Here is a 23,604-nt window from a genome sequence, read left to right on the forward strand (position 1 = left end):
TGCTTTGTGTTCTTGGCTGCTCTTTACATTTCTTATCTTACCTTCTCCCTGACTTTGCGAGTATCGGGGACCAGGATGATTCCTGCCTTCTCCTGGATGGAGCCGGGTATCAACCTATTAGGGAGGTACTCTCATACTTCAGGATGAGGCGGCAAAAAAAAGAGCCCTCCATGCACGCGGCTCTCATTTCTTTCTTTTGTCAAATAAGGTGGTTCTATTAAACAGGACAACATTTGTCGCCCCCTCTGCCTTTACATGACTTATATCATTTTGGCAGTAGGGGCAAATCCACTTTTTACTTTCATTGCTGCCATAAGAATGCATTTTACAGTTATCACACGTTTTTCGTATCATTTGCCCCTCCCCTGCCGTAATCTTCTTATCATACCAGTGATATTGTCCTTAGAATATCGGTGTCCAGGTTTAGTGATCTCCAACTTTAGGATGAATCGAGGCGGATTGATTTTTTTCGCAAACAAAAAAACCCGCTATTTGAGCAGGTTCACATTACTTGATTATTCGGCATAACATCAGCTAACTAACCAACAAGCGGAGTTTGACCCGATTTCAATGCCTGTATATCGTGAAGTTTTAACCCAGAATGTTCACCTTCTGGCAGCTCAATTGAATAGTATAAAGCATCCACCATCTCAACAGAAAAGGCGGTGCCTGCCATGGATTGAATTTCAATAAATGCATCTTTCGGTGTTAAGGCGTCCCGATAAGAACGCGGTGCTGTCATGGCTAGAAAGCACTCTACGATACCAAGTGCTTGAGCTAACCAGGGAATGGCGCTGCCTTTTAATTGTACAGGATATCCCATTCCGTCATATCGTTCATGATGATAATAAAGCGCCTCACTTACGCGCTTAAGCGATGCGTCATCTTTTAATATATGGGACGCTATAAAACAATGCTCCTGCACGATTTTATACTCATAATTCGTTAACTTTTCCTTTTTCTCAAATAAATAATCCGGCCATTTAATCCGGCTCACATAATGAAGCAAGGAAAGAAACTGTATTTCCCAATCGTCTACCTTTTCATCAGGAAAGTTTACCATAATCTTTCTCATGAGCTCTTCCATCGTCTCGATTTCTTTGCTTGTTCCCTGTAACTTGCGCTCGACTATTGGCACAAACTCGTGAAGCATTTTTACAAGGTATTCGCGGTCTTTCTGTTCATTCTTCTCCAAAAAATTTCTTTTAATAGTCGAAAGGTGGGTGCTGATAATCCAGCTCACAGCAGAACTAAACACCCCAAGAAGTACGTGACCTATCAGGGATTTTATCGCTTTTTCATTGCTTAGATCCATGTCGGGATCAAATAATACAAACATACTATATATAACATAAGATAAAGAACCCCATATGAGAAGAACTTTCGTATTTTGCAGAAGGCTTATGATAACAGGGTAAAGTAAAAGGAGAATCCCCATATCATGTAACTCATACGGATTAAACACGTCAATAAAAACAAATAAAGATAGACAAAAAAAAGCCGTTCGATGCTCACAAAAAAGCAGCTGATAACCGCTGGACTTATGTAAAAGATAAAACACCCAGTATATAATTCCCGAGATTCCCAGTGAGACAACGAGTGTTGAAGAGCCATCCTTACTCCCAATGATCCACTGAATCAACTGAATCACAAACAACACACTATTAAGCAGCGCCATACATAAAATTAGCATATCTCCTAGTTTGCCGGTTATCTCTTTATTATCCATGTAGATCCTCATACCCCGATCTTTTTAAGATATAACCTTCATAAAACCTTTTTTTAACGCATACAAAACGGCTTGTGAACGATTGGGTTGACCGGTTTTACGCAGTATGCTGCTGACATGTGTTTTAACTGTCGCCTCAGAGATGAAAAGCTTTTGAGCAATTTCTGCATTCGTAAGATTTTCAATAATTAAACGAAAGATTTCTTGTTCTCTGCTAGTTAACAATAATGATTCACTATCTGTCTCCTCCTTTTTCCTGCCCAGCTTAGGTTGAAAACACGAATAACCCATCATAACCATGTCAAGTGTTCTAATAATCTGTTCGGGAAGTGTAGCTTTCATTACGTACCCATCGATTCCGGAATCCAATGCCCGATAGATATCTTCACTTGCATCATACGCAGTTAAAATCATTATTTTAATGTCAGGCACCGATTCCTTTATCTTCCTGGCACTATCGATAATAGAGATTCCAGACATTTTTAAATCCGATATAATCAGATCGGGTTTTAATTCAATAGCCTTAGCTAACACCTCGTCTCCATCTGATGCTTCTGCAACAACCTGATACCTGGAGGAACTTTCAAGTATCATTTTTACACCTTCCCTTACTATGAAATGATCGTCGGCGATTAACAATTTAATCTTAGACATCTACTTTTATTCCTCCTCTAGGTATAATGACAATTAATTCAGTACCCTTGGCTGGCTGTGAGCGTATTTCCAACGTTCCGCCTACTCGACTGACTCTTTCATTGATCCCAACCAACCCATATCCCGTTATATCCTTCTCTTTCTTTACAGTCGAAAAACCCTTTCCATTGTCTTCTATTTTTATGGTCCATTGTACGATCGTTGCTTCAAGGCTCACCTCGAGAGATGTAGCTTCTGCGTGTTTCAACACATTGTAAGCAGCCTCTTCAACTATATGGTAAATTTGATCCTGGACGATTAAATTTTCGTCAAGAACGACCCCGCTTGTTACGTAATGAAGCGCTACGCCACTCCCTTCTACAATTCGCTCCAACAGCTGACGTACTGCTATAAAAACATGTGAATCTTCGCGTTCATTGCGCAAGTCGGAAATATACCCTCTCACCTCCAGGTGGCACGTTTTAATCTGATTCTCCATACGATCCAGCGAAATCGCCAACTCATCTGTCATTAATGGGATAACCTCCTGCTTGAGCCGATAGAGTTGGGCTGAAAGAAAAAACAGCTGTTGAGCAAGGCCATCGTGCATATCCTGTGCCATTTTACTACGTGATTCAGCTAATAGCGCTTGTGTCATTTCCTGTTTTAGCCTCACCTGCTGCTGCCTGCTAACAATACAAGCGGCTAAAATATGTAAAAACCAGTACGGATAGCGCAGAAAGGTGAATTTTTCATTTGGCGGAATCAGAAAGGCTCCTACGTTCCTGCGATTTCGTTGCAGTGGAAAAAATAAAAACAATTCATCCTGGCCTGTATAATTGTGCACCCGTATCATCTTTGACTTTTGTTGTTTCGCCTGGTCATTTTTTAGCAACAGAGTCGAATAATATCTACGTTCACAATTGGCAATCCTTTCAGGTGGATCGAACCAGCACAAATAGATCCGGTCTGTACCGGCCATACGCTGTACAGCCTGTTCAGCCAGCTCGCAAATTTCCTGTAAGTTTTGCATTCGTGGCATTTTTTTTAGCGTAGATAGTAAAAGCCGAAAGTCATTTTGAATCAATTTGAGTTGTGAGAAAACAACAAACGCAAGCACATATAGACCAAGGAACAGAACCATCTGCATGAGGAATTTAACCTGGTTGTTTGTGTTAGTTGGTAAAATAAATTTGTTTGTGAAATCGTAGGAGAAATGGGGAAGGATCATACAAAAAGAGACAAACGATAATACCGTTAAAATGGCTTTTGTTCTGCTCATATACGTGGTGATCCATAAAAGGTCTGCATACGCATATTGTACAAATGGGCTATTCCACTCACCTGTCTTACAAAGTAAGAAAGCATTTACCACTAATTCAATCAATATGAGCGTAATCCAGTATTTTTCAAAATATTTCCTAAAAATGAGAAAGCTATATAACACATTGATCCCTATTAAAAAAAGTAACAAGGTAAATTGATTAGCAAACGACTTAAAATAAAATAAAAAGATAATGAGCAGGAGAATCCACCGAAAAATAAACAAATACAAGCGTAAATAACCTAAGATTCGGCTCACGACATTAACCTCTTGCTGATATATTTGATAAATCAGTATATTAACTATTTTCATATTATTATAGTTAATAAGTCATAACAACTCATTTTATTTCACAAATTTTTCACCATATCAATCGTATCTGTAATGTTTTCGGATATTTTGTTGATTTATCTTTTCAATACTCGATTAGCGGAGCGAACTGATGGCTTCATACATTGATGTATCTCTACCCATGAGCACTGCTATATAACCTTATGAAAGAATTAGTTCTTTTAGACCGTTACAATAAACTTGCTTTTATTTATGACTTTTCTTTGAAAAGTATCCTTTAGTTACTTCTTTTGCATTATGTTTTCCGTTTTCTTGCTCTATAATAGAAGGAAACAGACAGCGGACGCATATGCTAGTCAAATGATTCTTATTTTGTGGGAGATACATACATATGAATAATTTTTTGTCTTCTATCCCTTTTTTCGCGGGGCTGTCGCCCGGGCATATGAAGGAGCTGGAGGAAATGATTATTGAACGGTTTTATCGTGAAAACGAAATTATCTTTCATGAAGGGGATAAAGCTGAAGCTGTGTTTTTTGTCAAATCAGGGCGGGTGCGTTTGGTTAAGTCTACACCTGACGGCAGGGAATTTACACTTTACATACGAAAACCAGGGGATTTATTTGCAGAGGTTGGGTTGTTTAATCCAAATGCGACATACCCGGCGACGACTACCATGATTGAGGAAGGTTACTTGTTAATGCTGCTCCATGCTGACCTCGAGAGGCTTTTACGCAAGAGCCCGGATCTCGCAATATCCATTTTTCAGGTTATGGGGCAGAGACTGCGCACAGCCCAGACCATTCTGCGGGATGTGGCCTTATACGGGAAACTGGGATCGTTCTGTGCCACGCTATTGCGCCTGGCGAGTGAGCACGGAAAGCAAACAAACAAAGGCATTCTTATCGATCTGGAGCTCACCCACCAGGAGCTTGGCACCTTTATTGGCGCAACGCGTGAAAGTGTAAACCGGATTATTAATGACCTCAAGAAACTAAACATCATTTCAGTAGAGAAAAGCCGTATCCTCATACAGGATAAAGAAATGCTGGAAACCTTTCTAAAGTGATAGACCCTTAGGCTGGTATGCGCAGTACGGTTCACTCGCCATGTAATCGCCTGTTACCGCGTAGGCCCGGGCGCGCGAACCGCCACAGACGTGGCGATACTCGCAAATGCCGCACTTGCCTTTATATAAATCGGGATTGCGCAGCTGCTTAAATACCGGATGGTTTCGGTAAATTTCAGCAAGTGGCGTTTCCCGGACATTTCCGCAGTGTATCGGCAGCAGGCCGCTTGGATAGACATCCCCAATATGGGAAATAAACAAAAAGCCATTGCCATCGTTGACTCCCCTGGGCGCCCGGCCAAGACCGTCTGAAGCGTGCAGCATTCCGCTGTGCAGGGTGTCCTCATAGCGGTTAGTCGAAACCTGGTTCTCCTTCTGCTTGTGTTGGAGAACCACCCTTCGATAGTGCTGGGCAGCGGTTGATTTAATATCGTAGGAAGCCGTTTTGCTTTTCTCATACAGCCAGGCAAACACCCTATCATGCTGCTCCGGGCTAATCATGTCTGTTTCTTTTCCTCTGCCGGTTGGAACCAGGAAAAATACACTCCACAACACAGCATCCCACTGCTGCATCCATGTGGCCATCTCTTCTAAATAATCGACATTGTAACGCGATATTGTGGTATTAATCTGGATCGGTATTTCAAGTTCATTTAGATAAGCCAGGGCTCTCTGTGTAAGTTCAAAAGATCCGGGAGCGCCGCGAAACCTGTCATGGATTTCAGCGGTTGGGCCATCAACGCTAAACGCCCAGCGCGCTAACCCCACCTCTTTAGCCCGGCGAATCGCCTCCTTTGTCACCTTAGGCGTAGCGCTGGGAGTCATCGACACACGGAGTCCCTTTTTGACCGCATAATCAGCTAGCTCATATAAATCACGGCGCATGAGCGGATCCCCGCCCGTGAACACAAACAAAGGATTATCCATGGCGTATATCTGATCGATCAAATGCTTGCCCTCATCAAATGTCAGCTCGCGGGGGTCCGGCGTATATTGCGCCTCTGCCCGGCAATGCAGGCATTTCAACGCACAGGCTCGGGTAACTTCCCATATCACAATAAATGGATTTTCGTTATAATCACTAGTAAACATTACGGACACCCTCTCTATTCTTCAGGTAAAATGAATAGCTCTCCCGTTGCCTCTATAATCAAATAGGGTTCCCCTTTTACAACGCTCTCCTCTGTCTCTTTCTTAATACTGCACGACACGACGCGGGACACACCCGCACGATCGTCCGCTGCAGTGTATTCCAGAAGAATTCCTTCATCCAATAGTTGATAAGCAGGTGTATAGACTCTAACTTGCTGGCCTTGCATGGTCTGGTACCTCGCCCGGTAGAGAAAGCTCAGCCAGCTCTCCCAGTTGTGAAACAGCCTCACTTTGGATTCGTCTGCTAGATAGCCAATATGATAGTTTTCTTCCTCCAGAATTCCCCCGGCTTTTTTTTTCGTATCCAAAATCGTATGGCGCACGATTTCGAGCCCCTGTAGCGAATGATGTTCATTTACATTAAAGGTTATCGTTTTGTCCAATCCCAGTTGGGCTGTCGTTTCCCGGTGGTCAATAAAATACGAATAATCATTAAGCGTCTTCTGTTTATAACCTGCCTCCATCAGCAGTTCGGCAACTGTGTGAAAGTCGGCCGTTACATTGCGAAGGTATATGATGATAGCCATTGGATTCTCCCTTTTCTGGTTTTTTATTATACGGATGCATGGGCTTTTGACAGCAGAGCGCGCGCCGCCTGCTGTGCCAGTTTAATCCGATCCAACTGAACGCCGTTCTCAAGTGAATCATCGATGATACGCACTACTTCGCAGGCCATTTCCTCAACCTGCGGATCAAGACAATCATCCAGCTCGGTCAGATGCAAAGCATACAAAAATTGGGTTACTATCTCAGCAGCACTGCGTATTTCCCATTTCTGTTTCTTTTGCGTACGTTCCCTGTAATTACGTTGCATAAAGTATGGGGTGTACCCCGGATGCTGCAGCAGGTTCTTTTTCTCGGTATACATTTCTTCAATCATGTGAAAAACGATAAAGGCGTACGGTGGCAAGCCTGCCACAGCGGAATAACCACCCGACTCTGGTAAAACCTGATTAATTGGTTCGTGGTTCACATTCTTTACAGACCCTTTACACATTTGCATTCCTCCGTTTTTATGCAAAAGCCCCCACCGTTGTGGTGGGAGCTTACTGTAAATTAAACGGCCTTGCTTTTTGCAGCTGGAGTCCTGCGTGATTTGCCGTCCGGAGTCGACGTGTTCTGCCTGTCAAAGAAGTGTTTGTTTAAAATCAGGCAGAGGATGGCAAACGCGATGAAAAGCACAAAACCCATAAAGTAGCTGCCCGTTATGTCTTTTGCGGTTCCCAGTATGATTGGCGGGAAGTAGCCGCCAAGCCCGCCGGCAGCTCCAACAAAGCCGGTAACAGCTCCCGTATTGCCAGGGAACACTTCCGGTACAATTTTAAATACCGATCCGTTACCGACCCCGGCGAGCAGGGCGATTGCCAGGCAACCTATCGAGAAGGCTACCATGTTCGATGTCAGAAAAGCAACGACTCCACCGGAGATAATAATCAGCAAGAACACAAAGCTTAATACACGGCCGGCTCCAATTTTATCGCCAAGGTAGCCTCCCACCGGACGGAATAGCGTTGCGATTACAACAAAACCTGCTGCGCGCATTCCGGCATCTACCGGTGAAATTTTAAATAGGTCTGTCAGGAGTGTTGGCAGATAAAGGCTGAAAGCCATGAAACTTCCGAATGTTAAGAAATAAAAGGTCGACAAAAGCCACGTGTTTTTAAACTTCACGACAGATAGTGCCTGCTTAAATGTTTTCGTCTGGGCCGGTTTTGGCAGCTCTTTAGTCGTGAACCAGAATACGACTGTCATCGCCACAACGGCAGCGGCCAGGATAAGGAATACATTGTGGATGCCAAACGCTTTTGCAAGGGTAGGAACTGCAAAGCCCGCAATCGCGGTACCAAAGTTACCCATACCGGTGATGCCAAGAACGGTACCCTGTTTTTCAGCAGGATACCAGCGGGATACATAAGCAATCGCAATCGCAAAGCTTGTTCCCGCCATACCAATGAACAGCGCCCAGAACAGATACGCGCCATAGCTGTTTGCAAAGCTCACGCCGACAAGCGGTATTACGATAAACATGAGCAACAGGGCGAACATTTTCTTGCCGCCGAACCGGTCGGTTAAAATCCCAAGCGGAATCCTCATAATAGAGCCCAGCAGAACCGGAGTGGCGACGAGAAGGCTTTTCTGTGTTGCGGTTAAGTGGTACAGCTTCTGCAGCTGAGATGCGAGCGGTGACAAGCTAGCCCAGGCTGCAAACGTTACGGCCATCGCAATTGTAGCCATAATGAGTACGGTAGTTTGACCTTTGTGATTCATTGTACATTCCCCTTCCATGAGGCTTTCTTTTTTAGGCTTTACTATTTTCTTTTTTGTTCCATATCCTATATAAAACCAGGATAATGGCAGTAACCACAAGCGACAGACTGGAAAGAAGCGGAATGCGTCCATCCTCCTGTCCAAAGTATAATTCTATTATCTGTTGCAAAATGCCAGCCTGCACAAACGTTAATAGAATAAGAGCGTAAAAGTAGGGCCGGCCCGCCTTCCGGTTAAACGTTCTGGGCACCGTGACGCACCTTCCTTCCCACGGCGTATATCGCGCCATTTCTTTGTTCAAGCTCGATCAGCGGCAGTTCACGCTGCGGCGGACCTGCAATGGGGTGGCCGGTCTGAACCGAGAAGAAACCATGATGACACGGGCATACAAGCTTCTCTTCTTCTTCACTCCAGAAGACGCCACACTGCAGGTGTGTACATTTATTGTTGTAAGCTTTAAGAGTACCGTCCTGGAGACGCACCAGGACCGCCGGCTGGCTGTCATCCGGGTAGTTGAAAACCACTGACTTGCCGGGGGGTAAATCTTTGGCGTCGATAATTTTAACCCGGGGCGTTTTTTCCTTACTTTTGCCAAGGATCGAATTGGCTGAAAAAGGCAGGGTAGCAAGCGACATCGTTACACCGGCGGCTACCATGGCACGCAGAAAGCTTCTGCGGTTGTAATCAACATCTTCTTGCCTGTTTACGTTATCAACCAGGTGAAGCAGATCAGATTCTGTTTGTTTTGCGGTTTCGTGTTTGGGCATGCGTATACCGCCTTTCTTTTGATTCGCAACGTTGTTATTCTGTATAAACGCCGAAGGTTTCCGGAACGTATTTCCACTTATCCTGCTCTGACGGCTTCCTGCCCTCGGCTAAATTCATCTGGGTCCGCCTGCGGCGCAGCTGCATCATCTCATCAAAATCGATAAACCGAATGGCTTCGGACGGACAAACGGAGGCACACATCGGCGGGATATCCTGGGAGGTGCGTTCATAGCACATGTCGCATTTGTACATGATGTTTTTCTCAAAATCGAATTTCGGAATTCCGAATGGACACCCGAATGTACAATTCCGGCAGCCGATGCACTTCTCTTCCATCGCCGACAGCACAACGCCTTCCTTTGTAATCTGGATGGCATTGGCCGGGCACACGCGGGCACAGGCCGGGTCTTTACAGTGCATGCACATCATGGGAAACGTCTGGCGGCTTTCGATGAAATCGACATATTCTACATAGTTGCGCTCTTTTGCGTCGTGTCCGCCGCACTCCCGGCATGCCGCCATACAGGATCGGCAGCCAATGCAGCGTTCAAATTCAAGGTAGAGTACTTTATTCATGAGGTTCACTCCCTACAATTTTCTCATGCGGACAGCGCAAACTTTAAATTCAGGCATCCGCGAGATCGGGTCTAAGCACGGGTTGGTCAACTGATTTATGGCCAGTTCTTTGCCCCAGTGGTACGGAACGAATACGGTATCTTTGCGAATGGCCTTCGTCAACCGCACTTTCAGCTTCATGTTGGCGCGGCGGGTTTCAAGCTCGATGACTTCCCCATCGCTGAAATGGTACTGGCTGGCCAGCGACGGATGCATCTCGGCATAAGGTTCTGGGCACTGCTCCATTAGAAATGGAATCCGCCTGGTTTGGTTTCCAGATAAATAGTGGAAAACAACCCGTCCCGTCGTGAGAATGACCGGGTATTCCTTGCTCGTCATTTCACCTGGCTCCTGCCAATCTACAACGCGAAGGTTGGCTTTGCCGTCAGGAAAAGCAAATTTGTCCTCGTATACATAAGGCGTTCCGGGATGATCTAGATCCGGGCAAGGCCAGAATACCCCTTCGTTTTTCTCAATCTTTTCGTACGTAATTCCATAATAATCGGCTTTTCCGCCTTTGCTTGCAATCCGCAGTTCATTAAAGATATCCTCTGATTTCTCATACTGGAAAAACTCTCCACGACCCATTCGTTCAGCGATTTCGCTCATGATTTTCCAGTCCGTTTTTGACTTTCCGCGCGGTTCGACGATTTTGTTGATTTTAATGACGCGCCCTTCTGTGTTGGTTGTCGTTCCTTCGTCCTCCGCCCAAGTTGTGCAAGGAAGTACAACATCCGCTAGTTCAGCTGTTTCTGAAAGGAAGAAATCATTTACGACAAGGAAGTCCAGCTTTTCCATAGAACGTGTCACATGCTGGGAGTTTGGCGATGATACAACAGGGTTGCTGCAGATAACATGCATGCCGCGAACCGTTCCCTGATTAATAGAATCAAGCATTTCGTATGCAGATACGCCAGGTCCAGGCATTTCACTTGGATCAATGCCCCACACCTTTGAAACATACTTAACCGCTTCTGGGTCCGTCAGCTTCCGGTAGCCCGGCAGCAGGTCGGCTTTTTGTCCGTGTTCGCGTCCGCCCTGTCCATTGCCCTGGCCGGTAAACGTCGCAACGCCGCTGGCAAATTTCCCAATCTGTCCGCGCACAAGTGCCAGGTTTGTGTAGCAGGCCACATTATCGACGCCTTTTCGCTGCTGTTCAACTCCGCGGGCAAACATGACAACTGATTTTTCCGCCTGCCCATAGATGCGGGCAGCTTTAATGATTTTTTCTTTATCTACGCCGGTAATTTCTGAGGTGAACTCCGGCGTGAACCGTTCCACCATTCTCTTCAGCTCTTCAAAGTTGTTAACGCGTTTCTCTATATAGTCGTTATCTGTATATCCTTCTTTAATAAGCAAGTGCATAATGCCGTTCGCCAGCGCAGAATCTGTACCGGAACGCAAGTCAAGGTGCACATCAGCGATGCGGGCAGTCGGTGTTTCTCGCGGGTCCGCTACGATTAATTTGGCTCCTCTGTCGCGTCCTCTCCAGAACCAGGTGATGCTTGTCGGATGGCATTCGGCGGAGTTCGAACCGGCAAGGAAGAAGCAGTCGGAGTGCATAAGATCCGGCCACGGCAGCGTGGATCCCCTGTCCATGCCAAGCGTTGCATTAAATCCTCCTGCCGCAGACGACATGCAGTACCGCCCGTTGTAGTCTATATGCTTTGTCCCAAGCGCCACGCGCGCATATTTGCCAACCAGGTAGCATTTTTCGGTCGTCATGGATACGCCGCCGTATACGCCTAGCGCGTCTTTCCCATATGTGCTCTGGATTTCTTTAAACCTTTTTTCAATTAAGTCGTACGCTTCTTCCCAGGAGGATTCAACGAACTTACCGTTTTTCTTGATGAGCGGGCGAAGAATCCGGTCCTGATGGTCCACCTGCTGGTATGCGGTAACACCCTTCGGACAAAGGCGCCCCTGGTTTACCGGCCACTCATAACGGGGCTCTACACCTACTACTTTTCCTGATGTATCATCTATTCGAATATTCATTCCGCACTGCATTCCGCAATAGCTGCAGTGGGTAGGAATAAAGCTTTGACCCTGACGGTCCAGGTTTTTCAGTACTGTAACCATATCTGTTACCTCCTACGCTTTCTTCCGGCCAAAGCCAGGCATTGAAATTCCTGTGTTGGTATCAAGCGGCGCATACGGATCCTTGCTCCGCGGGTTTAGCAGATTCATCTGGCGCATGGCCCTCATTCTGCGGCGGCAGTCCCAGCAGTATTCTGCAAGATAGCTTCCGTCGTCTAGCTGCAAATCAAATTCATTGTCTTTAAGAATCGCGACCACGTCTTCGATCTGCTCTTTGGCAGCGTATTCCTTGCCGCAGCCTTTACAGTTGTGCATTTCAATATCACTCCCTGCTTCGTAGTTCATTGGGACAGCCGTTGCCAGCGGACGAATCGGAACATGGAACAGTTTGCCGAATGGGAAGTAAATCAGCAGTGTAACCACCGCCATCTCATGAACCATTCCAATGCTGGAGTAAAACGCTCCGTGGAACAGTACAGCGCTGACCGTCAATGCAAGTCCTGAAACCGTAACCGCAAGCAGGATGAAAATCGGTACAAGGTCGAATTCAAATCGCTGTGTTACTTTTAAATCACGGTCTTTAATCCGGCGATACAGCATCATAGACAGACCAGTTAGGCACATGGCGGCAGTCCAGTTGAGGCCGTTATAGATCATAAAAGCCAGAAAACCTTCCACGTCCATGACGAAAGCTTTGACCCCGAACACCGATACAGCATAATGGTTGGGGTCTACTAATTCAAAGTGAAACCAGCCGAATACGAGCCCGAATGTGATGGCAAACGATCCGATACAGCCCCATGCCACTAGAAAGTGCTGCAGGCCCCGGTAAAGACCGCGCTTGAAAATAAACTTCTGAAGCACGATGTTTTCAAACAGCGTAACAAGGATGGCTTTAATAGAACGTTTTTTTCTGCTTGCGGTCCGAGCATTTTTACGGGTCCGTTTTCCCACCCGGTTAGTGGCCGGCCGAAACGCAAAGGCTACGATTCTGAATACAAGTCCGATAAAACAAACAACGGATGCTGCCATGTAGCCTGTTAACGCGAGGTCAATATGTCTAAAATTCTTAGTCCCTAGCAGCACCGTAATAAACAAAACGATTACTAGAAAAAAAGCGTACATGCTGACCCGGGAATAAAAAGATCTTTGGAATGCGTTCATTTCCCCACTTCCTTTTAAACTAATTGGTGATTTTCATTACGGCCGTTTGATAGTTTTTATAGTAATGTAAATGCACAGGCCTTGGTGTGATCTTTTTCACTCTCGTGACATATTTCACAAGACGGTCACAAACTAAGTTTATTAACTCGTAAGATGGACATTTTTACGTTTTTATTCCGACACAAAAATCCCCTCTAGGTAGACTGTAAAAAAGACTTTTACTGTGTACCTAGAGGAGAAAATATACCAGAAGTCCAACCACCGTTCTTTAATCATCATAAATTGAAAGCTGTTGATATACTTACAGCAGTTGTACTGCAAGTGGAAAAGATCCTATCACGAAAAAATTGACGGCCATCGGAACCTATTTAATTGCCAACGTATTATTAATTTCAATTTGTCTTTTTAGGCAATATCGAATAATCATTTCTTGATGTAGCCGTGAAATTTTAATAAACTTGACCCCATACTCGATTAGCTCTTCTTTTTGAAAAGTTGGAACAGCATTAACAATGGTACCTTCGAATTCGATTTCCATATTCATGTTTTGGTCCTTTTCAAACCATAAAACCCCATTTAGATTGGTACCTATTTGAAGAGGTTGATTAATTCCGGATAATCGTAAACCGCCTCCACTTATGTTCCTAGTAGTTATGAGGATTTCATTTTCTCTGTTTTCCAGTTCGGAAATTAGGATTTTTACATCAAACGTAGCGGGTACCCGTAAAAATTCTCTTCTTTGAATACGATTCATGATGCTCTATAGCAACAGTCGAATAAACCTCTTCACAGTATTTTGTGTTCTTTAAAATTTCATAACCATAGTTTGTATGCCTTTTCATTATTTGAAATTCTGTGTCCGTTAATTTGCCAGGCTTATTTAAGATATCATTGGGGATTCCCACCTTGCCTATGTCATGGAGAAGAGCAGCAGTAGAAAGGGCAGATAAGTCAGCAGCGTTTAGATTGATCCATGTACCAATCAAGGTAGAGAGTACACAAACCCCAATATTATGTCTGTAGGTATAATCATCTTTTGATTGTAATTGAGAAAGAATCGTAAAAACATCTTGTTTCTCTGATAGTTGTTGAATGTTAGGGATAATCACTCTTTGAATCTCTGTTAAAGGGACTTGTTTGCTTTCTTTTGTAAAGGAAAAAATCTCTTTTATTTGTTCAACGGTTTCCTGTATAACTGCTTCTTCTGAATTTAAAGACATCTTCTTTCTCCAAAAAAATTTCGTTTTTAGCTAAAAGTGTAAGGTGTACGCGTTGAAGCAACGTATTCTTTGAAAGTAAAAACTTTCCCTCCCTAGTTATGATATCTCGCTTTATTCTCCTGCCAATGAACGTTTGTTCTAGTGCCATTTGGTGTCCTCCTTCCCTATTGATAACGCAGTTAGGGAAAATGCTATAAAGAAGCCTATGATGCGAACCGAAGAAATATGAGTATTTAGAATTAGTATTAAATAATGAATTTTAACTATATTAACACAAGTAGCGTAGTGAGATATGTCACAATTTGCTATATAAATAAGTTGCTTACGATTTCAATTATATGATATAAATATACTATAATAACAAAAGTATAAATTACCAATTACCTACGAGTCGAACAATCCTACATAACCATCTGGAATTAGATGTGATTAGGGAATTTACGAGTGCAGCGATGCTGGTGCAAGATAAACCGCGCCATGACTGACTCTTCTTTGTCTTAAGAAATTTTGCTCATTATAAAAGCAGCAAGTGCGGATTCCTCCATACTTGCTGCTTTTTCTCACTGTATTGGATTGGCGGCTAAGCCGTATTTAATAGGTCGCGGAATAAAAATTCCCGGTATGTCAGCCCCCGCTTACCGGAGGGATAAAGGCGATTTCATCGTTATCCTGTAGTTCTTGAACGCTTGGCGTATATTCCTGGTTGACCGCTGCCATAGCATTCGCCACTCTGGGACGGAGCAGCGGATATTTGTCAATGAGAAGCTGTTTAATATCTTGCGTACTCATCCCCTGCTTCCATTCAACCTGAAGCGTATCCACGCCCGCTTCCTCTGCCATCGCGGCAAATAGTTTAATCGTTACCATTGCGCTATTCCTCCTTGAGTTCAGGTTTTCCTGTCGGATACGCTATATTTTCTTTCTGATCCCCAATCCACTTCTTACCGTTCTCCCAGTGTTCTTTCTTCCAGATCGGCACGATTTCCTTAATCCGCTCAATCGCATATCGTGAGTATTCGTAAGAATCAGCACGATGCGGGGTAGAAACAGCAATCACCACCGCAATATCGCTAATTTCTAAACGTCCAACCCTATGGGTTATCGCAACAGCAGCTTCCGGGCACTTCTCCTGAATTTCCTGGCCAATCCGGGCCAGCTGCTTCTCAGCCATTTCTTTATACGCTTCATATTCAAGAAAAAGCGTCTTTTTACCCTTCGTCAGCTCACGAACCGTTCCAACAAATAGATTCACGGCCCCGCAGTTGGGATGGACGGTCTTATTCATAACCTCTTCTACGGAAATGGGCGTATCTACCACTTCAAATAGTCTCATCACGAAATCCTCACTCTATTCAAAATTTCACTCGCTATCGCCTCTGCATCGTCCACATGAAACTGCCGATAATCACAATTTGGAATCGCACGCCACGCAGCAACAGCAAGAATACCGGTAACGTTGTCAAGCAGCTCCTCATGCTCCTTATTGCGCACCACGACAATTTTGGGGTAATGAGCCAATTTATATCCCTCGATGATCACCAGGTCAAGCCCCTGGTATAGCGTTAATAGCTCATCCAGTGTTTTGCGTTCCTGAAAAAGCACAGCCGCTTTATCAGCCGAAGTAATCGCAACTACTTTCGCCCCCGCTTCTCTGTGCTTCCACGTATCTTTACCAGGCTTATCCATTTCAAAGTCATGTGCATCATGTTTGACTGAGCCTACTGTCAATCCCTGCTCCGTAAAAAGCCGGATAAGTTTTGTAACAAGCGTTGTTTTTCCGCTATTAGAATAACCTACCACCTGTACAATGTATGGCATTTTGCCACCAGACTGCTGTGCTCCTTCTCCAAAAGTCTCCATTATTCCCCCGCACCGTAAGGCAGCAAATGGAGCAGTACGGCATCTCCTCCACCGATCCCCCTTCCAGCAGGCTGAATCTGAATAAGGCAATTGGCATCCGTAATATTCGTAACCGCCGCTGATTTATCCAGACCTACTGGATAGGCAACGGGTTTGCCATCCTCCATTTTCCACTTGCCACGTACAAACCGTGTAAAAGAAGAAGGTTTAGGCATATCTTTGCCTATGTATGCCTGCATTTGTGGCAGAAGCGGGTTGGACTTGCCCTGCACAGCCTGTAGATACGGGCGAACAAATAATTCAAACCCTACAAAGCAGGCGCCCGGGTTTCCCGAGAGTCCAAACATCATTTTGTTTCCAAAGCGCGCACAGGATGTCACACTTCCCGGGCGCATGGCGATTTTGTTGAAGAGCAGTTCAACCTCCAGTCGCTTGAAGACTTCAACCATGACGTCAAAGTCGCCTACAGAAACACCGCCTGTTGTGATAAGGATATCCACCTCGCCTAAAATCGTACGGATGGTTTTCTCCGCCGCATCAGGGTTGTCCTCCAGGCTGGGGTAAAGAATCGGTTCACCGCCAGCCTGTTTTACCTGGCTTATCACCATGTAGCTATTGCTGTTCCTGATTTTACCATAGCTCAGTGGCTGATCTGGCGTAAGAAGTTCCGAACCAGTAGCAAGAACGCCTACTCTTGGCCTGTGAAAGACAGGCACCTCTGCATAACCAAAAGTTGCCAGAATCGCCATTTCACCCGGTCCAATCTTCTTTCCTGCCGGAATAAGAAAATCTCCTTCTTTCGCCTCTTCTCCATATTTGATTACATTTTCACCCGGTGACATTTCTTTTTTGACCCCAACACGTTTTTCAGCATGCGCTTCATTTTCTGTTGTCATTTCAAACATAATGACCGCGTCTGCTCCCTCTGGCAGGGCCGCCCCTGTCATGATTCGTGCTGCCTGGCCTTTTGCAACCGCAAAATCCGGCGCATCCCCGCACGCAATCGTTCCTACTACCGTTAAATAAACGGGCTCCTGAGCCGTCGCGCCACTCGTGTCGGCAGCGCGGACAGCAAACCCATCATAGGGGGACTTGTCAAAATGGGGAACTGGCGAAGTCGCCGTTATTTCTCTTGCCAGACGCCGCCCCTCACTGTCGAGCAGTTTAACCGTCTCTATCTTTTTATCTTCTATGAATGAAAGGATCTTTTTCTGTGCTTCGCTTACTTCTATTGGTTCCCGGTGAAATCTCATCTTCTGGTCTCTTCCTTTCGAAACATTTCATAATCCGCGGGGGTATTCATATTAAAGAACACATCTTTATCGAATTGTGCGCTTACGTCTAGTTGCTTAACCCGTACCTGCGAAAGAAGGTCAAACATTTTCCTTTTTTCTTGCCCAAGCAGGCGTAAAACAAGCGGGTCCATGCCGTTGCAGTATACAGCGCATAGCGGATGTGCCTTCCCGTTCCATACAGGCAGAATAACATCGCTGTCTGCTGACTGCGCCTCCCTGACAAGCAGGTGGAGCACAGAAGCATGTAAAGCCGGCATATCGCAGGCAACAACAAGCAGCAACCCTTCAGACGTCCTTCGCATAGCGGTAAGCAATCCGCCAAGCGGGCCTAAACCCGGTGTATCGTCCTGATAAACAGGAATTGAATCCGGCAGGCGGGGCAGCCGGTCCTTATGATTGGAAATCACCATGCACGTACCCGCCACTTCTAGTAGCAGGCGGGTAGTTGACTCAATAATAGTTTGCCCACCAACCTCTAGAAGTTCTTTCGGCCGTCCCATCCGCGAACTTTGGCCACCTGCCAGCACCACTCCCTGCATGGAATCCCTCCTCTAACGTCCAGCTTCTTCTATCTATTGTACCAGTTTCTTCGTGAGCAGGGTATGAAACAAATCACATGCCAGGGCTGGTATGAAAAGACAGATCTTTTGCGAATCTGCTCTTGACGGCATCAGAAAAGCCGTATAGATAGGTTCTACACGGCCTTCAAGGAGTTTTGCCATTACCACCTGTACACGAAGTTTTACTTAACAACTTCAGATACAATTTCATAAGAACGCAAACGGGCCTGGTGATCGTAAATCTGGGCGTTCACGATCATCTCATCCGCCTGGGTTTCATCGAGAAACGCCTGAAGTTTTTCTTTCACTTCTGCAGGATCGCCGACGATGGATGAGCCGAGCTGTCTGTGGAGGACGGCTTTTTCATACTCACTCATTAGCTCGTCCATATTATCTACCGGCGGCTGCAGGGGGGCACGATTATTCCGGATGAGGTTCAGGAATTGCTGCTGCATCGAAGTTGCCAGCCGGCGCGCTTCTTTATCCGTATCTGCTGCGATCACGTTCACCCCGACCATCGCATACGGCTCGTCCAGCACGCCTGACGGATGGAAGTTTCGGCGGTATAATTCCAGAGCCGGAAGTGTATTTTCAGGCGAGAAATGGCTGGCAAAGGCAAAGGGAAGTCCCAGATGCCCGGCCAGCTGTGCACTAAAGCCACTGGAGCCCAATAACCAGATAGGCACGTTAAGTCCCTCGCCAGGTATGGCATGCACGCGATTCTTTTCTGAAGCTAAAGCCGGATCAAAATAGGCGCGCAGTTCAGCTAATTGCTCAGGGAAATCATCGCCATCACTCCTGCTATCCCGTCTGAGGGCATGCATGGTGATTTGATCGGTTCCCGGTGCTCTCCCAAGACCTAGATCGATTCGGCCAGGGAACAAAGATTCAAGTGTTCCGAACTGTTCCGCAATAACAAGCGGGGCATGATTAGGCAGCATAATTCCGCCAGATCCAACCCGAATTTTCGAAGTACCGGCTGCAACTTGTCCGATCACGACAGATGTCGCCGAACTGGCAATGCCAGGCATATTATGATGTTCGGCTAACCAGTATCGTGTATAACCCCATTGCTCAGCGTGGCGAGCCAGATCGAGCGTATTTCGCAGCGAGTCAGCAGGCGTGCCACCTTGAACAACTGGGGACAAATCAAGGACTGAAAATGATATATCACGCAGCTGTTTGTTGTTATGGGCTGAGTAGTCTGTAGACATACGTTCATCTTCTTTCTCTCTTATTGTTCATTACATCTAGTATCGCAAAAAATACTGGAAAATCATAGCAATAAACTGTATCAAAAGCGGGCTACATGGAAATGGTTTCTTGCTTACCGCTCTGATTATCGGTATCCTTTGTTAAGAATAGGTTTAGGTAACTGAGACGTTAGCAGAAAGGACGAAGGAATATGCAAAATCAACTGCCTCCAGGTCAATTTGAAACCGAAAAATGGCCCGTTCTCCATCAAGGTGATGTTTACGAATTTGATGAGGAGACATGGAATTTTAAACTTTTTGGCGAAGTGAAAAAGGAAATTTCGCTATCGTTTGCCGAAGTGATGAAACTTCCGAAGACGGTATCAACGGTTGACATGCATTGTGTAACGACTTGGTCCAAATTCGCTACCACATTTGAAGGGATAGCGATGCGGGAGCTTATTAACCTGGCACAGCTTAATGATGGTGTAAAATACGTAAAAATATACGGTTACTACGGCGGCGACCGGTTCGGCTATTCGGCTAATTTGCCGCTTGATAGCCTTCTAGGTGATGAGGCCTTATTTGTGTACCGCTGGAAAGATCAAAACCACGAATGGCAGGACATCAGTCCCAAACACGGGTATCCCCTTCGGTTTATCCCGCCGGCTTCCTTTTATTTATGGAAAGGTTCCAAATGGGTTTCCGGAATCGAATTTAAGCAGGAAGATGAAGCCGGTTTCTGGGAAGAACTGGGCTACTCCATGACAGCTAATCCCTACAAAGAAGAGCGCTACCGCTGACAAAGGAGTAAGCCGATCTTGGACAAATCCAGATCGGCTTAAATTTATTACTACTTTTCTACAACAGGGAACCAGCCCGGTGTATTCATGATAGCTTGCCACAGCGGATCCGGAATGATTAACTCCGACTGGTCGTCCTTCGTGACCGTTGTGCGGATGTCGTTTTCCCGGCCTTGTTCTACTTTTTGTACCCACTCCGGCTCAATAATAATTTCCCGGCCAAGAGCAAGGAGCGGAACACCTGTTTCTATAGCTTTTAACGCGTCGTCTGCGGTCTTGATGGAACCGACACCCATGAGGGCAACCCGACGGCCTACACGCTCTTGGATTAACTCCATTCGTGTACGGTTCGTTTCTACACCGCGTCTTGGATGGGACCAGAAATCCATCAGCGAGATGTGAAGATAATCCAGCTCTTTATCCGCAAGTGCATCAACCAACTCAAGCGTATCAGCCATGGTAATTCCAGGTGTCTCCGGTTCTTCTGGTGAGAGGCGATATCCGACAAGGAAAGGTCCGTTAGCTTTCTCGGCCACGATTTTCTTTACCTCATCGACAACGCGCAGAGGGAATGTCATGCGTTTCTCGAGACTTCCCCCCCACTTATCGGTTCTGCGGTTAGAGTGCGGAGAGAAAAATTGCTGGAGTAAGTACGTGTTGGCTCCATGAATTTCTACCCCATCAAACCCTGCTTCGATCGCCCTGCGTGTTGCTGCACCGAACGCATGGATAATCTCTTCGATTTCCTGTTCGCTCAGCTCACGAGGGACAGGTGCCCCTTCCTGTTCCGCGGCAATCGCGCTGGCGCTTACGACATCGCCATTTGGAACCAAATCAGGCGGGCACATTCTTCCACCGTGGAAAATCTGCAGCACAGCCTTGGCACCCTGTTCTTTCAGAGAAGTAGCCAGACGGCGTAAGCTCGGAATCATATCATCACTGTCAGCAGCAAATTCGCCAGGAAAACCCTTGCCATTAGGCGTGACATAGGTACACGCCGTGATGACCATCCCGACGCCTTTTGCACGGTGAATGTAATAATCGATTTCCGGATCGGAAACGGTTCCGTCTTCATTAGATGAATAGTTTGTTAAGGGGGCCATAACGACACGATTTTTTAATTCAACGCCGCTGCGCAGCGCAAATGGTTCGAATAAAGGCTGGTATTTTGAATTCATTCCTTCATCGCTCCTCCTGTATGTATATTTGTGTCACAAGGTTTAGTATATAGTTTCTTACAGGGCTTTATTATAGTTAGTAACTAAAAATATTTCAACCGTAAACTGCACTTTCACTGGTTAACAGGTTTGAATTCTTCTCTGCGTACGAAAAAAGCCTTAAGGTCTAGACGACTTCAAGGCTTTTATTAAACATTATTCTTTCGACAGTGAGCGAAGGCTGCCATCCCGTTCACGTTTATAAAATTCGGTATAGTGAGCCATAATCTTCTCTCCCTGGAAGAAATTTTCAATGGCTGACCCATGATTCAACCCTCTGCCTCGGAGCATGGCTTCTCCATATTCGTGATAAATGACCGCATCCGTTTGGTCCACATTAGCCCACACTTCAATGTCTAGTATGGTTAACCCTTCCTCGCCTGCTATAAACTTGGTTGCGGTTCCGCTTCCAGCTGGCTTTGTTATTACATCACCTTCCCGGAGGGGATGTTCTCCCTGGGCAAATACAACCGTTCCGCTGCCTTCGATTACATAAAACATTTCATCAATTCCCGAATGGCTGTGCAGGCGATTTCCGCTGGCTCCTGGCTTGAGCCGATACATCTGTGAAAAAAGCCTGTCGGATCCAATTAAACCGGTTAACCAGGTAAAATCCCCTTCGCCTTTCGTTTTCGACATTTTCTCCAGCAGTGGCGTACGGTGCGCTTTTGGGTTCACTACAGGGGCCATCCACGCATTTTGTACTTTTTCATGGCTGCCGTTTTTAAAGTAGCTTTTAATCCACAGCCCAACATCTTCTGCAGACTGGTTCAGTTGTTCAAACTCAAGGCTGCCTAGTGAAACAGCGTACATGGATAGCACACGCATTATGTATTCCTTAGCAGCAGGTGTCGAAGATGGCAGATACCCAATAATGGCTTTTTCAGCAGTCCCCATCATATCTACATAAGGCGACAGGGTGTGCCGAAACCAGTGGATCAGTGAAAACCACTGCGTTCGGGGATTTCCAGCAGGGATATCCAGCCTCCCGTCGCTGTCTTTTCCTGCTTTCTTCAGAAAAAGATCCCACGCCAAATCGAAACGAAGAAGTTCGGCACCCGAAACAGTTTCAAGCATAGAGAGATACTCTTCCTCTAAACGGTAATCAATGCTTAACAGCAACGCTCTCATGTTTTGCCTCCTTATTGTTCAACTTTCAGCGCAGAATAAGCGTGCTCCACCACTTCCACCAACTGCTGCATGCCCTGTCGTATTTTATCCGGAGTCGCATGTGTAAAGTTTAACCGCATGGTGTTATGTTCGGGTTTTCCAACATAGAACGGTGCACCCGGCACATAGGCGACGCCTTTTTTCACGGCTTCTTCAAACAGCAGCGTCGTATTTATTTTTTCGTGCAGCTTAATCCAGAAGAACATGCCGCCCTTTGGCGAAACATAAGACAGGCCAGGCAGTTCAACAGACGCAAGCTGCCCCTGCATCACTTGCATCCTTTTATGGTATTCAGTGCGTATGTTAGATATATGCGAATCTAAGTCAAAGTCCCGGAGCAAATAGTAAAGCGCCTGCTGGTCCAGCGAACTTGAGTGCAAGTCTGCTGCCTGCTTGGAGCGGGCCATCATGCGGATAACCTCCAGTGGGCCTGCCACCCACCCGGTTCTAAGAGCAGGAACCACTGTCTTAGAGAATGTACTCGTATACAAAACAATACCAGCATCATCCAGTGCGGCGAGCGGTGTATAGGTCTCTTCCGGATGGAATTTAATCTCACCGTACGGGTCGTCTTCCAAAATAAGCACATTGTATTTCTTCGCAAGCGATACAAGATGTTTTCGCCTCTCAAGAGACCACACTCTGCCTGCCGGATTGGAAAAGGTCGGGACAACATATACAAACTTTGGCTGGTGTTGCTTGATCTTATTTTCCAGGTCTTCTTGCTTCATGCCTTCATCATCGGTCTCTACGGCCACAATTTTCGCTTCGTAAGAGTTAAACACTTGGAGAGCGGCCAGATACGTCGGATTTTCAGTGAGGATGGTATCACCCGGATTTAGCATAATACGCGAAAACAAATCAATCACTTGCTGAGAGCCTGTAGTTAACATAATATTATTTACGTCAACTGAAATGCCCTTTTGGCCCATACGTTCGGCTATTTTTTCCCGAAGCGGTATGAATCCCTCTGTTAATCCATATTGCATGGATTTTTTTCCACTCTCAAATACACACCGATAAGCCTGTTCAACAGCCTGGACAGGAAATAATTCATCGTACGGCAGCCCGCCTGCGAATGAAATAACATCTCCCTGGCTAACGACTTTTAAAATATCCCTAACCGCAGAAGATTCGAATAATTTGGTTATGTTAGCGAATAAATACTCCATTTCTCTTGCACCTCTGTTTAGTAAATAGTAAGAATACAGTAAACCTTTTTCCAAATAAGTG

25 protein-coding genes are annotated in these 23,604 nt (G+C 45.7%); 2 read left to right on the forward strand and 23 right to left on the reverse strand.

Going from position 1 to position 23,604, the window contains the following annotated elements:
• Positions 1-538 precede the first annotated feature (538 nt).
• From PP175_RS13205 to PP175_RS13215, 3 genes are read right to left on the reverse strand one after another with little or no spacing between them, the layout of a single operon-like run.
• A complete protein-coding gene (locus tag PP175_RS13205; RefSeq protein WP_272438821.1) occupies positions 539-1,729 on the reverse strand; it encodes an HD-GYP domain-containing protein in 1,191 nt (396 codons plus the stop codon).
• A gap of 24 nt (positions 1,730-1,753) precedes the next feature.
• Positions 1,754-2,383, reverse strand: coding sequence for a response regulator (locus tag PP175_RS13210; RefSeq protein WP_272438822.1), 630 nt, complete (start codon positions 2,381-2,383; stop codon positions 1,754-1,756).
• Positions 2,376-3,944: an ATP-binding protein gene (locus PP175_RS13215; RefSeq protein WP_272438823.1), complete on the reverse strand. Its 1,569-nt coding sequence runs from the start codon at positions 3,942-3,944 to the stop codon at positions 2,376-2,378. The genes PP175_RS13210 and PP175_RS13215 overlap by 8 nt, the downstream gene beginning before the upstream one ends.
• Before the next feature lie 424 nt (positions 3,945-4,368).
• Here PP175_RS13215 and PP175_RS13220 point away from each other — a divergent pair, with 424 nt between their 5' ends.
• The gene (locus PP175_RS13220; protein ID WP_272438824.1) at positions 4,369-5,046 is read left to right on the forward strand and encodes a Crp/Fnr family transcriptional regulator; all 678 of its coding nucleotides are present in this window, start codon (positions 4,369-4,371) and stop codon (positions 5,044-5,046) included.
• Here PP175_RS13220 and PP175_RS13225 read toward each other — a convergent pair.
• From PP175_RS13225 to PP175_RS13300, 17 genes are all read right to left on the reverse strand, one after another.
• On the reverse strand, positions 5,038-6,138 hold the full coding sequence (locus PP175_RS13225; RefSeq protein WP_272438825.1) for a TIGR04053 family radical SAM/SPASM domain-containing protein: 1,101 nt from the start codon (positions 6,136-6,138) through the stop codon (positions 5,038-5,040). The genes PP175_RS13220 and PP175_RS13225 overlap by 9 nt on opposite strands.
• 14 nt (positions 6,139-6,152) lie before the next feature.
• The gene (locus tag PP175_RS13230; RefSeq protein WP_272438826.1) at positions 6,153-6,725 is read right to left on the reverse strand and encodes a hypothetical protein; all 573 of its coding nucleotides are present in this window, start codon (positions 6,723-6,725) and stop codon (positions 6,153-6,155) included.
• A 26-nt stretch (positions 6,726-6,751) separates the two neighbouring features.
• Positions 6,752-7,195: a hypothetical protein gene (locus tag PP175_RS13235; RefSeq protein WP_272438827.1), complete on the reverse strand. Its 444-nt coding sequence runs from the start codon at positions 7,193-7,195 to the stop codon at positions 6,752-6,754.
• A gap of 59 nt (positions 7,196-7,254) precedes the next feature.
• On the reverse strand, positions 7,255-8,466 hold the full coding sequence (locus PP175_RS13240) for an MFS transporter (protein ID WP_272438828.1): 1,212 nt from the start codon (positions 8,464-8,466) through the stop codon (positions 7,255-7,257).
• A gap of 31 nt (positions 8,467-8,497) precedes the next feature.
• On the reverse strand, positions 8,498-8,716 hold the full coding sequence (locus PP175_RS13245) for a hypothetical protein (RefSeq protein WP_272438829.1): 219 nt from the start codon (positions 8,714-8,716) through the stop codon (positions 8,498-8,500).
• Positions 8,700-9,233 (reverse strand): Rieske 2Fe-2S domain-containing protein, encoded by a 534-nt coding sequence (locus PP175_RS13250; RefSeq protein ID WP_272438830.1) that lies wholly within the window; start codon positions 9,231-9,233, stop codon positions 8,700-8,702. Before PP175_RS13250 ends, PP175_RS13245 begins: the two co-directional genes overlap by 17 nt.
• Before the next feature lie 34 nt (positions 9,234-9,267).
• Positions 9,268-9,810: a 4Fe-4S dicluster domain-containing protein gene (locus PP175_RS13255; protein ID WP_272438831.1), complete on the reverse strand. Its 543-nt coding sequence runs from the start codon at positions 9,808-9,810 to the stop codon at positions 9,268-9,270.
• 12 nt (positions 9,811-9,822) lie between these two features.
• Positions 9,823-11,931 (reverse strand): formate dehydrogenase subunit alpha, encoded by a 2,109-nt coding sequence (fdhF, locus tag PP175_RS13260; RefSeq protein ID WP_272438832.1) that lies wholly within the window; start codon positions 11,929-11,931, stop codon positions 9,823-9,825.
• Between the two features lie 12 nt (positions 11,932-11,943).
• Positions 11,944-13,053, reverse strand: coding sequence for an MFS transporter (locus PP175_RS13265; protein WP_272438833.1), 1,110 nt, complete (start codon positions 13,051-13,053; stop codon positions 11,944-11,946).
• Positions 13,054-13,417: 364 nt separating this feature from the next.
• Entirely contained in the window at positions 13,418-13,807 is a 390-nt protein-coding gene (locus PP175_RS29950) for a flagellar brake protein (RefSeq protein ID WP_442870372.1), read from the reverse strand.
• A complete protein-coding gene (locus tag PP175_RS13270; protein WP_272438834.1) occupies positions 13,758-14,273 on the reverse strand; it encodes an HD-GYP domain-containing protein in 516 nt (171 codons plus the stop codon). The genes PP175_RS29950 and PP175_RS13270 overlap by 50 nt, the downstream gene beginning before the upstream one ends.
• Before the next feature lie 624 nt (positions 14,274-14,897).
• The gene (moaD, locus tag PP175_RS13275; RefSeq protein ID WP_272438835.1) at positions 14,898-15,140 is read right to left on the reverse strand and encodes a molybdopterin converting factor subunit 1; all 243 of its coding nucleotides are present in this window, start codon (positions 15,138-15,140) and stop codon (positions 14,898-14,900) included.
• Between the two features lie 4 nt (positions 15,141-15,144).
• A complete protein-coding gene (locus PP175_RS13280; RefSeq protein WP_272438836.1) occupies positions 15,145-15,606 on the reverse strand; it encodes a molybdenum cofactor biosynthesis protein MoaE in 462 nt (153 codons plus the stop codon).
• Positions 15,606-16,133, reverse strand: a complete 528-nt coding sequence (gene mobB / locus PP175_RS13285; RefSeq protein ID WP_272438837.1) for a molybdopterin-guanine dinucleotide biosynthesis protein B — start codon at positions 16,131-16,133, stop codon at positions 15,606-15,608. Before mobB ends, PP175_RS13280 begins: the two co-directional genes overlap by 1 nt.
• Positions 16,133-17,386 carry a molybdopterin molybdotransferase MoeA gene (locus tag PP175_RS13290; RefSeq protein ID WP_272438838.1) on the reverse strand — a complete coding sequence of 418 codons (1,254 nt, stop codon included), beginning with the start codon at positions 17,384-17,386 and terminating at the stop codon, positions 16,133-16,135. Before PP175_RS13290 ends, mobB begins: the two co-directional genes overlap by 1 nt.
• Complete coding sequence (mobA, locus tag PP175_RS13295) at positions 17,383-17,967, reverse strand: molybdenum cofactor guanylyltransferase (RefSeq protein ID WP_272438839.1); 585 nt, start codon at positions 17,965-17,967, stop codon at positions 17,383-17,385. Before mobA ends, PP175_RS13290 begins: the two co-directional genes overlap by 4 nt.
• A gap of 203 nt (positions 17,968-18,170) precedes the next feature.
• Positions 18,171-19,202: an LLM class flavin-dependent oxidoreductase gene (locus PP175_RS13300; RefSeq protein WP_272438840.1), complete on the reverse strand. Its 1,032-nt coding sequence runs from the start codon at positions 19,200-19,202 to the stop codon at positions 18,171-18,173.
• Between the two features lie 191 nt (positions 19,203-19,393).
• Here PP175_RS13300 and PP175_RS13305 point away from each other — a divergent pair, with 191 nt between their 5' ends.
• Positions 19,394-19,984, forward strand: a complete 591-nt coding sequence (locus tag PP175_RS13305) for a molybdopterin-dependent oxidoreductase (RefSeq protein ID WP_272438841.1) — start codon at positions 19,394-19,396, stop codon at positions 19,982-19,984.
• A 50-nt stretch (positions 19,985-20,034) separates the two neighbouring features.
• Here PP175_RS13305 and PP175_RS13310 read toward each other — a convergent pair whose 3' ends face one another.
• The 3 genes from PP175_RS13310 to PP175_RS13320 form a co-directional block, all read right to left on the reverse strand.
• Positions 20,035-21,162, reverse strand: a complete 1,128-nt coding sequence (locus tag PP175_RS13310; protein ID WP_272438842.1) for an NADH-dependent flavin oxidoreductase — start codon at positions 21,160-21,162, stop codon at positions 20,035-20,037.
• A 195-nt stretch (positions 21,163-21,357) separates the two neighbouring features.
• On the reverse strand, positions 21,358-22,332 hold the full coding sequence (locus PP175_RS13315; RefSeq protein ID WP_272438843.1) for a cupin domain-containing protein: 975 nt from the start codon (positions 22,330-22,332) through the stop codon (positions 21,358-21,360).
• Positions 22,333-22,343: 11 nt separating this feature from the next.
• Positions 22,344-23,543, reverse strand: a complete 1,200-nt coding sequence (locus PP175_RS13320; RefSeq protein WP_272438844.1) for an aminotransferase-like domain-containing protein — start codon at positions 23,541-23,543, stop codon at positions 22,344-22,346.
• Positions 23,544-23,604: the final 61 nt, after the last annotated feature.

Source organism: Aneurinibacillus sp. Ricciae_BoGa-3, assembly GCF_028421645.1.
In the GTDB taxonomy this organism is placed as follows: Bacteria; Bacillota; Bacilli; order Aneurinibacillales; family Aneurinibacillaceae; genus Aneurinibacillus_B.